Annotated in this window: 16 protein-coding genes; all 16 read right to left on the bottom strand. The window is 38.3% G+C overall.

All coding sequences use genetic code 11. The annotated features are described in order from the left end of the window. Positions 1–3: 3 nt before the first annotated feature. The 16 genes from ychF to aroQ all read right to left on the bottom strand — a co-directional run bounded on the left by ychF (position 4) and on the right by aroQ (position 13,612). Positions 4–1,095, bottom strand: coding sequence for a redox-regulated ATPase YchF (ychF, locus tag BHECKSOX2_RS00300; protein WP_139681985.1), 1,092 nt, complete (start codon positions 1,093–1,095; stop codon positions 4–6). Positions 1,096–1,099: 4 nt separating this feature from the next. Next, a complete protein-coding gene (pth, locus tag BHECKSOX2_RS00305; RefSeq protein WP_139681986.1) occupies positions 1,100–1,672 on the bottom strand; it encodes an aminoacyl-tRNA hydrolase in 573 nt (190 codons plus the stop codon). Between the two features lie 17 nt (positions 1,673–1,689). After that, complete coding sequence (locus BHECKSOX2_RS00310) at positions 1,690–2,364, bottom strand: 50S ribosomal protein L25/general stress protein Ctc (RefSeq protein WP_139681987.1); 675 nt, start codon at positions 2,362–2,364, stop codon at positions 1,690–1,692. Positions 2,365–2,483: 119 nt separating this feature from the next. Continuing rightward, the gene (gene ubiB / locus BHECKSOX2_RS00315; protein WP_139681988.1) at positions 2,484–4,079 is read right to left on the bottom strand and encodes a ubiquinone biosynthesis regulatory protein kinase UbiB; all 1,596 of its coding nucleotides are present in this window, start codon (positions 4,077–4,079) and stop codon (positions 2,484–2,486) included. Next, positions 4,079–4,558 (bottom strand): ubiquinone biosynthesis accessory factor UbiJ, encoded by a 480-nt coding sequence (locus BHECKSOX2_RS00320; RefSeq protein WP_090716326.1) that lies wholly within the window; start codon positions 4,556–4,558, stop codon positions 4,079–4,081. Before BHECKSOX2_RS00320 ends, ubiB begins: the two co-directional genes overlap by 1 nt. A 6-nt stretch (positions 4,559–4,564) precedes the next feature. Continuing rightward, positions 4,565–5,305 carry a bifunctional demethylmenaquinone methyltransferase/2-methoxy-6-polyprenyl-1,4-benzoquinol methylase UbiE gene (ubiE, locus tag BHECKSOX2_RS00325; RefSeq protein ID WP_139681989.1) on the bottom strand — a complete coding sequence of 247 codons (741 nt, stop codon included), beginning with the start codon at positions 5,303–5,305 and terminating at the stop codon, positions 4,565–4,567. Positions 5,306–5,322: 17 nt separating this feature from the next. Next, entirely contained in the window at positions 5,323–6,459 is a 1,137-nt protein-coding gene (locus BHECKSOX2_RS00330) for a citrate synthase (protein WP_090716331.1), read from the bottom strand. 96 nt (positions 6,460–6,555) lie between these two features. Continuing rightward, a complete protein-coding gene (locus tag BHECKSOX2_RS00335; RefSeq protein WP_139681990.1) occupies positions 6,556–7,020 on the bottom strand; it encodes a PIN domain-containing protein in 465 nt (154 codons plus the stop codon). After that, positions 7,017–8,174, bottom strand: coding sequence for an XRE family transcriptional regulator (locus BHECKSOX2_RS00340; protein ID WP_139681991.1), 1,158 nt, complete (start codon positions 8,172–8,174; stop codon positions 7,017–7,019). Before BHECKSOX2_RS00340 ends, BHECKSOX2_RS00335 begins: the two co-directional genes overlap by 4 nt. A 30-nt stretch (positions 8,175–8,204) precedes the next feature. After that, positions 8,205–8,567: an iron-sulfur cluster insertion protein ErpA gene (erpA, locus tag BHECKSOX2_RS00345; protein WP_090718422.1), complete on the bottom strand. Its 363-nt coding sequence runs from the start codon at positions 8,565–8,567 to the stop codon at positions 8,205–8,207. A gap of 11 nt (positions 8,568–8,578) precedes the next feature. Beyond that, positions 8,579–9,616, bottom strand: coding sequence for an N-acetyl-gamma-glutamyl-phosphate reductase (gene argC, locus BHECKSOX2_RS00350; protein ID WP_139681992.1), 1,038 nt, complete (start codon positions 9,614–9,616; stop codon positions 8,579–8,581). Beyond that, positions 9,609–10,073 carry a hypothetical protein gene (locus BHECKSOX2_RS00355; protein ID WP_139681993.1) on the bottom strand — a complete coding sequence of 155 codons (465 nt, stop codon included), beginning with the start codon at positions 10,071–10,073 and terminating at the stop codon, positions 9,609–9,611. The genes argC and BHECKSOX2_RS00355 overlap by 8 nt, the downstream gene beginning before the upstream one ends. Continuing rightward, positions 10,066–11,355, bottom strand: a complete 1,290-nt coding sequence (locus BHECKSOX2_RS00360) for an AAA family ATPase (RefSeq protein ID WP_180323587.1) — start codon at positions 11,353–11,355, stop codon at positions 10,066–10,068. Before BHECKSOX2_RS00360 ends, BHECKSOX2_RS00355 begins: the two co-directional genes overlap by 8 nt. Further along, on the bottom strand, positions 11,345–12,706 hold the full coding sequence (accC, locus tag BHECKSOX2_RS00365) for an acetyl-CoA carboxylase biotin carboxylase subunit (protein ID WP_139681995.1): 1,362 nt from the start codon (positions 12,704–12,706) through the stop codon (positions 11,345–11,347). Before accC ends, BHECKSOX2_RS00360 begins: the two co-directional genes overlap by 11 nt. Before the next feature lie 12 nt (positions 12,707–12,718). After that, positions 12,719–13,168, bottom strand: a complete 450-nt coding sequence (gene accB / locus BHECKSOX2_RS00370; RefSeq protein WP_139681996.1) for an acetyl-CoA carboxylase biotin carboxyl carrier protein — start codon at positions 13,166–13,168, stop codon at positions 12,719–12,721. Between the two features lie 3 nt (positions 13,169–13,171). Then, positions 13,172–13,612, bottom strand: coding sequence for a type II 3-dehydroquinate dehydratase (gene aroQ / locus BHECKSOX2_RS00375; RefSeq protein ID WP_090718449.1), 441 nt, complete (start codon positions 13,610–13,612; stop codon positions 13,172–13,174). Positions 13,613–13,670: the final 58 nt, after the last annotated feature.

A 13,670-nucleotide genomic window follows, 5' to 3' on the forward strand; every position in this document is an offset into this window, starting at 1 on the left:
GCATTAAACATTAAATAAGAAGTGTACCACATCGCCATCTTGCATAATATATTCCTTTCCTTCTGCACGCAATTTCCCCGCTTCCTTTGCGCCTTTTTCACCCCTACATTCGATAAAATCATCAAAAGCAACCGTTTCCGCACGAATAAAACCCTTCTCAAAGTCACCGTGAATTTTCCCTGCTGCTTGTGGCGCACTATCACCAATATTAATCGTCCAAGCACGCACTTCTTGCACGCCTGCAGTAAAATAAGTTTGCAAGCCAAGCAAGTGATAACCTGCTTTAATCAAACGATCAAGCCCAGCTTCATCTTGACCCATTTCAGATAAAAATTCTTGCTTTTCATCCTCTTCCATGTCGGCAATATCCGCTTCAATATTCGCACAAATTGCAACCACTTCTGCACCCTCAGCATCTGCAAATTTCCGAATAACATCTAGGTGTGGATTGTCATTAAAACCATTTTCACTAACATTAGCTGTGTAAAGCACAGGCTTGATAGTCAGCAATTGAAAACCTTTTAACAAATTAGTTTCTTCTTCATTAAAATCTAAAGCGCGAACAGGTTTTCCTTCTTCTAACGCAGGTAAAATTCTTTCTAGTAACTCTCTAAGAGGGATGCCGTCTTTTTGTCCCGACTTGGTATTCTTTAGCGCTCTATCGTAAAGTTTTTCAACCGCGGCTAAGTCTGCTAAGATTAATTCTGTATTGATAATTTCAATGTCGTCTAATGGTGATACCTTGCCAGATACATGGATAATATCATCGTTATCAAAAGCACGAACCACATGCACAATCGCATCGGTTTCACGAATGTTGGTTAAAAATTGATTGCCCAACCCTTCACCTTTTGATGCGCCTTCAACCAAGCCTGCAATATCCACAAACTCCATTGTCGTTGGTAAGATTTTCTCGGGACTAACAATTTCAGCCAATTGCTCTAAACGCTTATCGTTCATCGGCACAATGCCAACATTTGGCTCAATGGTGCAAAATGGATAGTTTGCCGATTCAATGCCTGCTTGCGTCAATGCATTAAATAAAGTTGATTTTCCTACATTGGGTAGCCCAACGATGCCACATTTAAATCCCATATTTCTATTCCGTGTGTAGTGTTTGCATAGCCAATTCGACTTTGTCTTTAACAACCTGTTCAATAACATTCAACGAATCGCTCAAAACATCTTCAATCACTCTAATTTCTGATTTGTTAGGTGCGTGTAGCACAAAATCTGCCACCTTAGATTTATCACCTGGATGACCAATACCAATTCTTAAGCGATAAAAATCCTTATTACCTAACGCCTTAATCGTATCACGAAGTCCGTTATGTCCACCATGACCGCCACTAAATTTAATCTTTACTGTGCCAGGGTCAATATCCAGTTCATCGTGTACAATCAGAATTTCCTTTGCATCAATTTGATAAAAGTTAGCAATACTTTGAATTGACTTCCCAGAAGCATTCATATAAGTATTTGGTTTTAGTAACCGTACAGACACACCTGCAATATTAACCTGCGCCACTTCGCCAAAGAACTTAGATTCTTTCTTAAAAGCACCCGTATATAAGCGCGCAAGCGCATCACAAAACCAAAAGCCCACATTATGACGATGCGTCTGATAGTCCTTACCTGGGTTGCCCAAGCCAACAATCAGTTTAATCGTCACAACTGCAAATCAAGGTTTTATTCTGAATCGCCTTCAGATTTGTCGTCACTACCTTCAACTTTATCACCGGCAACTTCTTCACCTTCGCTATCAACAACTTCTTTTTCAACCATTAATCTAGGCTCTTGAACAGCAACAACACTTTGGTCGTGTGCTTCAATATCGCCGTGTGTTAATGCAGTGATAGTAACGCCTTTTGGCATTACTAACCCTGTCAAGCTGATATGCTCATCCATGGCAAGATTGCTAATATCAACTTCAATAGTATGTGGCAAGTTTGCCGGCAAACAAGAAACCTCAATCGCAGTAACAAATTGGTTAAGAATCGCACCAAGACGCATTGCCTCGTTGTCTTCCTCACCCATAAAGTGCAATGGAATACTGGTAGTAATCTCTTTCTTCATATCAACACGCAAGAAGTCTACATGGGTAACAAGATTTTTAGCTGGATGACGCTGCAGGTCTTTAATAATAACCGACTCAACTTTTGTATCAATCGCCAAATCTAGCACTGAAGTATAGGCTTCTTCGTTTTCTAAAAGATGTCCTATTTCGTGGACATTTAGCGTAATTGCGCTTGGCTCTTTACCTGCACCGTAAACAATGGCAGGAACTTGTTCTTGATGACGCAGGCGGCGGCTCGCACCTTTCCCCTGATCTTTGCGCATTATAGCGTTAATTGTAATACTCATTTTTCTTATCCTTTTTTAAAAAGTAAAAAACACTCTTGATAGAGTGTTATCAGATGATATATTTTGCGACCAAACATATCAAGCGTGTAATTTTACCCGAAAACGTATAGGAAAAGTCATTATCTAGACTTAACCCAGAACACTAAAGCGACTACGACACTAACACCAGCAGCAACCAACAAATTATTAAGTGCTAAAATACCTGAGAGAATAAGCAAAGCACCTGAGAAAATAGCTGAAGTTTGTCGATTAGAATTGTCTTTTAGTTGGTCAATAATTGCCTTGGTTTGCTCACTTTGGATATTGCTGATATTGTTCATCTGCTTGAGTGCGTTTGATATCAAACTTGGTAATTCAGGAATTTCTTTTAAAAGTTCTGGTGCTTTTTCTTTAAGTTTTTCAATCGCACTTTTCATACTGTATTTTTCCTTAACTAAATCCTCTAAAAAAGGTTTTGCCGTTGCCCATAAATCCAATTGTGGATAAAGTTGCCTACCCAAACCCTCAATATTTAATAATGTCTTGTCCAATAACAACAGTTGTGGCTGAACAGTGATATCAAAATTTTTCGCTTCAGCCATCAAGTCCAACAACACCTGCCCAAATGAGATTTCATCCAGAGATTTCTCAAACATCGGCTCACATATTCTACCAATTGCTTGCTCAAAAGCACGCACATCGGTACTGGCGCTTGCCCAACCCGATTCAATATAGGCCTTAGCAACGCCGTGATAATCTTGGTTAAAAAATGCCAAAAACATATTAGCTAAAAAATCCTTGTCCGACTCATCCAACACACCCATAATGCCAAAATCAACGCCAATATAACGACCTTCTAGGCCAACAAAAATATTACCAGGATGCATATCTGCGTGAAAAAAATTATGCTTAAATACTTGTGTGAAGAAAATAATCACGCCTTCTTCTGCCAACCTTTTAAGGTCAACACCATCTGCCTTTAGTTGAGCAATATCACCCACTGGCGTGCCATAAATACGCTCAGTCGTCAGCACTTCCTCACTACACAAATCCCAATGCACCTTAGGCACATACAACAAATCAGAATCTTGAAAATTTTCTCGCAATTGTGTGGCGTTTTTCGCCTCTCTCAACATATTGAGTTCATTTAAGATAATGCCTTCAAACTCAGCAACAATCTCAGTTGGGCGTACTTTTTTACTAATCGGATACTTGCCAATGAATTTTGCAAAGATGTACATCAGTGCAATATCACGCTTAATAATTTTCTCAATATCAGGTCGCACAATTTTAACCACCACTTCGTCACCTTGATGAGTAACGGCAGTGTGCACCTGTGCAATAGAAGCACTTGCCAATGGCTCAATATCAAACTTGCTAAATAATTGCTCTGTACTGCCGTCCAATGATGCTTCAATCATTGCTTTTGCTTGCATGCTATCAAAGGCAGGGCAGGCGTCTTGCAACTTAGCAAGCTCATTGCCAATATCTTCAGGTAGTAAGTCACGGCGCGTAGATAGCGTTTGCCCAAACTTAATAAAAATTGGCCCTAATGCTTCAAGCGCCAAACGAATGCGCTCGCCTCTAGTAAATTTTTTTCTGGGAATATAATGCCAAGGTGTCAGATATAGCAGTGGCTTAAAACGCTTTAAAAAAGATGCTGACAATATCAAAGCGTCTATTCGATAGCGCATCAAAATACGCATAATAGCAATAAATCGAGCCAAATTGCGCATCAGTGAAACCGTTTTGGTGTAATAAGGAAATTAGTAATTTTATCCTTAATAGATGCCAAAGAGTTATCAGATGATTTGAATTTTTTTGCGATTTTACCTACTTGGTGCGCAACAATATCACCTGTGAATTTAGACAACGCTTCTTCAAAATCAAACTCAACTTGTTGTAATAAATCAACCAATAATTGCGCTGTTTTAACATCACCATGAATCATGATTTTATCTTGTCTTAACAACTCAGTCAAATCCTCGCCTTGAATTAATTTCAAAAATACATTGGACTTAAGTTTGATGTCAACATCAGCGTTAATAGTGGCGTCAGTAGTCACGAAAATACGATCGTTAGTGCAAATAAAATTAACCGCTATCGGTAAATCTTGCAAAGAAAAATACACGGTTTTGCCGTCTAATGGACGGATATCAATTTGATGCGCTTCAAGCAAATGGTTTAGCGCACTCTGTAAAATCATAGACTGCATAAGGTTTTAGACCTTAATACCTTTATGTAATGCTACGATTCCACCGGAGAGATTGTGATATTCACAAGTACCGAATCCCGCATCTAACACCATTTGCTTTAGTGTTTCTTGGTCAGGGTGTTTGCGAATAGACTCAGCTAAATATTGATAAGACTCTTCATCATTAGCAATGATTTTACCAAGCTGTGGCATCACATTAAACGAATAGAAGTCGTAGAATTTTTCCAATAAGGCAATGTCTGTTTTAGAAAATTCTAAGATTAGCAGACAACCACCTGGCTTTAAAACACGATACATCTCACCAATGCACCGATCTTTGTCCGTTACATTGCGCAAACCAAAAGCAATCGATACGCAATCAAAAGTGTTGTCTGAAAATGGTATTTGCTCGCCGCTCAACTGCACGAACGCCACGCCCGGAACACCTCTGTTGATTAAGTTTTTACGCCCTTCACCCAACATCGCAGCGTTAATATCAGAAAGTACAACTTGACCTGTATCACCCACTTTCATCGCAAAGGCGCGTGCTAAATCTCCCGTACCGCCAGCAATATCTAAGACTTTATCACCTGCTTTGACATTTGAAGTGGCAATGGTGTAATGCTTCCAGAGTCGATGCGCACCAAATGATAGTACATCATTCATCAAGTCATATTTATTAGCGACTGAGTCAAAAACACTACGCACCATGCCTTGTTTGTCTTGCGTAGCAACATCTTTAAAGCCAAAATGTGTCGTGTTTTCCATAAGAGTCCTTGATGTGATTATTTTTTAGGGTACTTCCTGAAATCTGCACCCGTGTAAATCTGTGTTGGTCTGAAAATTCGGTTATGCCCAACCTGTTCATGCCAATGTGCAACCCAACCACTCGAGCGTGCCATTGCAAAAATCGGGGTAAAATGCTTGCGTGGAATTTTGAAAATCTCAGAATATAAAATACCTGAATAGAAGTCAACATTCGGATAAACGCCTTTAGCGCCAAGTAGTTCTTCACAAACGCGCTCTACCTCTAGTGCTGTTTCAAAGCGTTTAGAAAGCACCATATTACTCTTCTTAATATAAGCTTCAATCATGCCTTGTAAAATTGTGGCACGAGGATCTTTAACACTATACTCTCTATGTCCCAACCCCCAAATTACTTCTTTATTTTTGAGGCGATTTTTGATATAGGCACGAACATTTTTAGCATCACCAATCTCATCCAACATATTTAAAACATCTTCATTGGCACCACCATGCAAAGAACCCGCCAAAGTGCCAACCGCTGCTGATACCGAGGAAAACGGGTTGGCAAGTGTAGAAGCGGTTACCATTGCCGAGAAAGTACTGGCATTAATCGTGTGTTCAGCGTGCAAAATCAAACAAGCATCAAATAATTTAACAATATCATCGTCTGGTTCTTCATCAAATGACATGGCTAAGAAGTTTTTAGCATATGACATTTCCTTACTCGGTGGAATCGGATCATAGCCTGTTGAAATACGCGCCCACATTGCCACCAGCGTACTCATATTGGCAATAATTTTTGTAAGTGCGCTCTGCGTATAAGCTGAATTTGGATCCTGCGCACCCGCATCAGGATAAAAAGTCGCCATTGATGCAATTGCTGTTTGTAAAACATCCATCGGATGCCCATTCGCCGGCAATGCCCACATCATTTCACGAATACCACGCTTAACTTCATAACGCTGATGCAATGCCTCTTTAAAATCATATAAAGCATCAGCACTTGGCAATTCACCATCTCTAAGCAACATTGCCACTTCTTCAAACGATGCGTATTTCACCAAATCCTCAATCGAATAACCACGATACGCCAAAATACCGTTTTTGCCATCAATTGAAGAAATAGAGGATTCTGTTGCTGGAACGCCTGCTAAACCTGGGATATATTCAATCATAATTAATCACAATCACAAAACTAAAAATTTTACCCTGAATAGTCTTGTATTTAACTGATAAAGTTGATTGTTCTTTTTGTTTAGTGCACCTTGTTATCAAAAAGACCACCCCTCTTTTTGCATAAATTGCTCTAAATTCATACAACAGACATCAAAATTTTGACACACATTGGGAATTTTTGCGCCATTATCCTTGAGTTTTTCTTCGGTTACAGCGCAAATATTTAATACTTTTGCCTTAGCTATTAAATAAGGGTCTGCAACTTCTTTTCCTTGCAGTCTAGCCTTCTTATTAATTAAACCCTGAAAATGCTTAACTTTAAATATTTCTGTTATAAAGTCAGTCTCATCATCGGTTGGCATATCAAAAATACCGTTTGACTTAACAAAGTCAGCCAACATGTCCCTGCCATCTTGTAATTCTGTTTTAACCGTCCTAACGGAAATTATTTTCCCATTAGCCACATACTTGTCAAATTTTTCCCAAAAAGAAGGAAATTGGTTTCGATAATAATGATTAAAAATTTTAATCAGCGTATTAGAATCAAAAACATAAGTCATAAACGACCGCCATCTTCAAAAATCAAGGACTCCATTGTTGGGATACGCCAAGGCTTAACATCTAAATAATCAGCTAACTGCTGGGTAGATATATTGTTATTATAATATTGAGAAAATGCTAATTCCATATAGTTGTCACCCAAATATACTCTTTTAGTATAGTTAGAATTGCCACTTGATGATTCATCTTGACTCTGCCTTTTATACTCATCTTTCCATTGTTTAACTTTTTCGTTATAAAAATCGGTTTTTATTTTTTGATTGTCTAAAAATTTTCTTAAAATAACTTCACGGCTAACTGCAAATTGTTTGGCAAACCTCTCTAGGACAGCATCATTTACTTTTTTGTCAAGATACCGATCAAATGCAGCATCAGGCACTAAAAACTTGCCAGAAAAAGCGTTACAGAATACTTCTATTCTCTTATTGGTTTCAGATAATTTATTAAGGTAATCTTGATTATCAGATCGCATTTCAATCCCATTAATGCCAAACAAAAGATGCGCTAATTCATGAAACAAAGTAAAGACTTGTCTAGAAGGTGGCAAACTATTATTAATGTAAATAACAGGAAAAACTTCATCATACAAACAAAATCCAGAAAAACCGTCGTCTTTAAAAGCGTCCTTAAAAACAAATATCCCGAATTTCTCTAGAGCATTACGCCAAGCCTTAAAAGCAACTTCGGGTTTTTTGTATGTTCTTTGCTTTTCTAAATCAATCTCTATCAATAGCCTAAGCTCCTTTGCAACATCGTCAATTGATTTGTTACGGACATTAATTGAATGTAACAGTAATTTTTCAGCAGGATTAATGCCATTATTCAACTCAAACAAGTTCATTTGCATTACCTTTGCTTTTCTAATGATATGGCGTAAAGATGGCTGAATATAGCTCTCCTCTTGTTCTGGTAAAGTCCTAAATGATTGGCTAATTAACATCTCTTCTGGAGGCTCTGGAAAGAAAAATAATGCTGTAGGGCGTTTATATTTATTAGCTAACTTTTCTAATTGTGGAAATGAGGGGCTGGATATGCCATTCTCCCAGTCTCGTATAAACTGAGGTTCTTTTTTAAAATGTGTAGCAATATCATCAAGTGAGAAGCCTGACTGTTCTCTCGCCCAAGTTAAAATTGTAGGATTAACGCCTTTCATAATTTAATTATGACTTGTTAAGACTTGTTCTTACACCGAAAAAGACGATCCACAGCCACAGGTGGTTTTAGCGTTGGGGTTGTGAATGATAAAACGAGAGCCTTGCAGGTCTTCTAAATAATCAACGGTTGCGCCAATTAAATATTGATAACTCATTGGGTCAACAACCAACTGTACGCCATTTTTCTCAACGCCAGAGTCTCCTTCTTTGGACTTATCATCAAAAGTAAATCCATAGGAAAAACCAGAACAACCGCCACCTGTGATATATACACGCAATTTTAAATTGTCGTTTTTTTCCTCTTGAATAAGATCGGATACTTTTTTAGCGGCGCTATCACTAAAAACAATATCTGCTGGCTCTAAGTTTTCTAAAGTTTGTACTGCTTCCATATTTTTCTCCCTTAAGGTGTCAATCCAATTTGCTCTAATCCTAACCACTCATCCATTCCAAATAATATGTTCATATTTTGGATAGCTTGCCCTGAGGCGCCTTTAACTAAGTTATCAATCACTGACATCACAACTAATTTATTACCATCAGGTGCTTTTTGCACGGCGATTTGACAAAAATTAGAACCTTTCACACTATGCGTCTCAGGCGAGTTTCCAGCACCTAACACGGTAATAAAATGCTCATCTTTGTAAGCATCTTCAAATACGGATTGTACATCAACCTCACTATTTAATAGGTCTACATAAAGTGTGGCTTGCATACCGCGAATCATTGGCACAAGGTGTGGTACGAATGTCAAGCTCACGCTCTTGCCTGCTAATAGTGATAATTCTTGTTTAATCTCTGGATAATGACGATGCCCGCCAACGCCATAGGCTTTAAATGACTCGCTAACTTCGCACAATAAATTGGCTTGATTGGCGCCTCGTCCAGCACCACTCACTCCTGATTTACAATCAGCAATAATATGGGGCAAATCAATTAATTTATTGTCAATTAGAGGCTTGAGTGCTAGTTGGATGGCGGTTGGATAGCAACCTGGATTGGCAATTAAAGCGGCATTTTTAATTTGCTCACGATTAATCTCACACAGTCCATAAACTGCCGATGACAATAAATTATCTTGCGTATGTTCTAAACCATACCATTTTTGATATTCGTCTTTATCATTTAGGCGAAAATCTGCACCCAAATCAATCACTTTGATACCTTTTTCAATGAATGCACCCGCGCCTTCCATTGCCACGCCATGTGGTGTGGCAAAAAATATCACATCGCACTCATCTAAGATTGCAGCATCTGGCAAAGAAAAAACCAAATCACAATGTCCAACCAAAGACGGAAACATCCTGTCTGCCCGTCGCCCAACCTCTGAACGAGAACTAATGGCAATCACTTCTGCCTTTGGGTGGTTGTGTAATAAACGCAACAATTCAATGCCTGTATAGCCTGTGCCGCCGATGATGCCTACTTTTATTTTATTCATAACTTAAACTGTTGAATTTAAAACCTTTTTTACTCGTCTCTAAATACTCGTGTGTTTGAGTTTCCTTAGTCCGTATTCTTCCTTTATCCATGCTCCTTTTAGTCAATGTTAACAAGGCATATGAATAGGTATCTTTCTTCAAAATATTTAAAAATAAATTAACAATATGTTTTGAATGATCTAATTGTTTCCTTGCTGATGAAATTGTAGCATTACCCCTTGAATTTTTCAATTCACAAAGTAACACCTTCTTTTTGTCATGGTCAACCAAAACATAATCACAGGCTTTCAGGTTTTGGACTTTCCAGGGTTGAATGAGCTCGTCTAACTTAAAATACTCAATTTCTTGACCTTCATTTTTATCAAGTAAAACTGAATGTTTCTGCTGTCTTTCCCCAAAAATAGTTACAGTTTCTTTGGTAATTTGTGTATCAAAAAAATTCTTAAATTTAGTCATTAATTATTGCTTCCAATCCATCTCTAATAGTATTCAGGTCATCAATCGCCTTATCCATACTTTCAACTTCTATGCCATATTGATCAATTGTGCATTCACTAACACCACCATCTTTAGCAATATAGGCGCTAACCTTTTCAGGGTCAATAATATGTGCCTGTTGATATTTATGTTTTTTCATAAATGAATCTTTGTCATCAAATTCATTACTTAACATAATTAAATTATTAATCTCTAAAACCAAAGTATCACTATGCGTGGTAAGCAATATTTTTAAACCGTTGTTGATGCAATCGGCAATCAATTTGGCTAGCAACCTTTGTTTTGCTAAACTCAAATGACTTTCTGGCTCATCAATAATAATTAAATCACCTTTTTTTGCTTTATGCTTGAGAAAGAAATATAAATTAGACAAAGCACGCACTGAGGCAGAAGCAAGGTGTAATGGAATATCCATTTTATTGTCTTTTCTTTTGTTGTTTAAAAATCTAATCTCAGTGCCATTGTGTTTTAATTTGCCATCAAACATATGTTCTATATGTGTTGACAAGTCCACCGTTAACTCTGATTTTGATTTTTGATGTCTTTCAATTGCACGCATAAAATCAATATTATCTTTAACAGGTAATGCATATCTTGATGTATGATCAAATAATATTTGAAAAGGATCTAAATCTTTATTTTTTTTGAGCCGTTCCATAATATTTGCTGTATTTTCATCTAAATCTTTTTGAAATAAACTAATGCCCAATCTTTCAGAAACAGAAATAAAAATATTGGGAACACTGAAAATTTCTTTTAATATTAGATGGTTAACCATCCTAAAATCAATTTCATATTCGCTGTCTATTTGAATTTCAATAGATTCTTCGTTTATAGTTAGATAAAGCCAATCATCTTGACCAATTTGTCTTTTAATTTTTTTGTTTTTAACGAAGTCAATATTTAACAGTTGTATTTTTGGAGATAGTTCAGACTGACTTAGAAAAACTTCAGATGCCATCGTTTTAGCATAAGCGAGAGCAAGGCTGTTTAAAATTTCCTCCTTGTTCAAATCCCTTTTATTGATTTTTATTTGCTTATTACCCAAAAAAGATTTTCGTTGCTCTTTGTCTAAAAATTCTATCCCCAGTGCAATATTCCCCCATTTGGATAGCAATCCATATAAAGCATAAGCAAGATAGGTTTTTCCCGTGTTATTATCGCCAAAAATTAGCGTTAAATCATTTACTTTGATTTCTGCCGATTTTATGGGTTTAAAATTGTCTAATTTAAAGTGCACTGCAATGCTCCCCTAGCATTTTCTCAAGATAATGGATATTCATCCCACCCTTGCGGAAAGTTTCATCTGCCATAATGCGCGCTTGCAACGGGATATTGGTTTTAATACCGTCAATTACCATTTCGTCCAAAGCATTTTGCATTTTGATAATCGCACCCAATCGAGTATCAGAAAAGGTAATCAGTTTGCCAATCATCGAATCATAATGCGGTGGCACGCTGTAACCGTTGTACACATGTGAATCAACACGCACACCTAAGCCACCCGCAGCATGGAATTGTGTAATTTTTCCAGGTGATGGCATAAAGTTATTTGGGTCTTCTGCGTTAATACGGCATTCAACTGCAAAGCCTTTAATTTTTACATCATCTTGCGTGAATGAAAGTTCTTGCCCGTCTGCAATCAAGATTTGCTCACGCACAATATCAATCCCCGTAATCATTTCGGTCACTGGATGTTCAACTTGCACGCGTGTATTCATCTCAATAAAATAAAATTTATCGTTCTCAAATAAAAACTCAAAAGTACCTGCACCACGATAGTTAATTGCCTTACAAGCATCAGCGCAAACATTGCCAATTTTGTGTCGCAACTCAGGTGTTATACCGGGTGCGGGTGCTTCTTCCACTACTTTTTGATGACGGCGCTGCATCGAACAATCTCGTTCACCTAAATGCACTGTATTGCCATGCTCATCAGCCAATATTTGTATCTCAATATGGCGTGGTGTGGTTAGGAATTTTTCCATATACACCTCTGGATTACCGAAAAAGCTCTGCCCTTCAGTTTTGGCAAGTTCAATAGCAGCAAGCAAATCAGATTCTTTTTCTACCACTTGCATGCCACGACCGCCGCCACCGCCAGAAGCTTTAATGATGATTGGAAAGCCAATTTTATTAGCAGTCGCAATATTTTGCTTATCATCTGTGCCAAGCCCGCCATCAGAACCAGGAACACAAGGAACGCCTGAACCTTGCATAGCCTCAATCGCTGCTACTTTATCACCCATTACACGGATATTTTGCGCACGCGGACCAATAAAGATAAACCCGCTTTCTTCTACTCGTTGTGCAAAGTCTGCACTTTCAGATAAAAAACCATAGCCGGGATGAATGGCATCTGCATGCGTTATCTCAGCCGCTGCAATCAATGCTGGAATATTGAGATAACTATCTGCTGATGGATGCGGACCAATACACACGGCTTCATCTGCCAAACGCACATGCTTGAGGCTTTTATCGGCCGTTGAATACACGGCAACCGTCTTAATGCTCAGCTCTTTACAGGCACGCAAAATACGCAATGCAATTTCGCCACGATTGGCGATTAAAATTTTATTAATTTTATTCATTGAGCAACAACCTTATTGGATAACAACCAAGATTTGGGCAAACTCAACTGCATCGCCATCACTGCACAAAATTTCAGTCACTGTACCGGATTGGTCTGCTTCAATTTGGTTCATAATCTTCATCGCCTCAACAATGCAAATAGTCTCGCCTTGATTAACATGCTGTCCAATTTTAACAAATGCTTCAGAAGTGGGTGATGCGGCGCCATAGAATGTACCTACCATTGGTGAAGTAATTGGATGTCCATCAACAGTGGCTGGTGCGTCTGACGCTTCAGCAGTAGGCATGGCAACTGGCGCAGGCGCCATAGCCACAGGAGCAGCCATTTGTACAGGTGCGGCTACTGGTGCATCACCGTAGCGAGAGATGCGAACTGATTCCTCACCTTCTACAATTTCGATTTCTGCCATGCCAGATTCTTCTAGCAGTTCCATGAGTTTTTTTACTTTACGAATGTCCATTTTTTAATGCTCCTTGATATATGTAATTGCGGCATCAAGTGCAAATTCATAGCCTTGTGCACCAAAACCCGAAATTACACCTTCTGCGATGTCTGAAAAATAAGATTGCTTGCGAAATGCCTCTCGTTTATAAACATTAGACAAATGCACTTCTGTAAAAGCAATGTCTGTTGCTAACATTGCATCGCGCAAAGCAACAGAAGTATGCGTGAATGCCGCAGGATTAATAATGATATATTTTGTGCCGTTCTTACTGGCAGCGTGAACCTTGTCAATCAACCCAGCCTCTGAATTGTCCTGATGATGCTCAATTGATAGTCCTGCATCAGTAGCCAACGCACTTATACGAGCAACAATATCATCCAAGGTTTGCACACCGTATTGCTCTGGTTCACGCGTACCAAGCATATTTAGGTTGGGACCATTCAGCAATAAAATATCCATCTTTACGGTTTATAAAACATAAACGACCAATTTTACCACCAATATCGCCGATGTTAGG

The sequence above is a fragment of the thiotrophic endosymbiont of Bathymodiolus puteoserpentis (Logatchev) genome (assembly GCF_900127505.1).
Lineage (GTDB): Bacteria > Pseudomonadota > Gammaproteobacteria > PS1 > Pseudothioglobaceae > Thiodubiliella.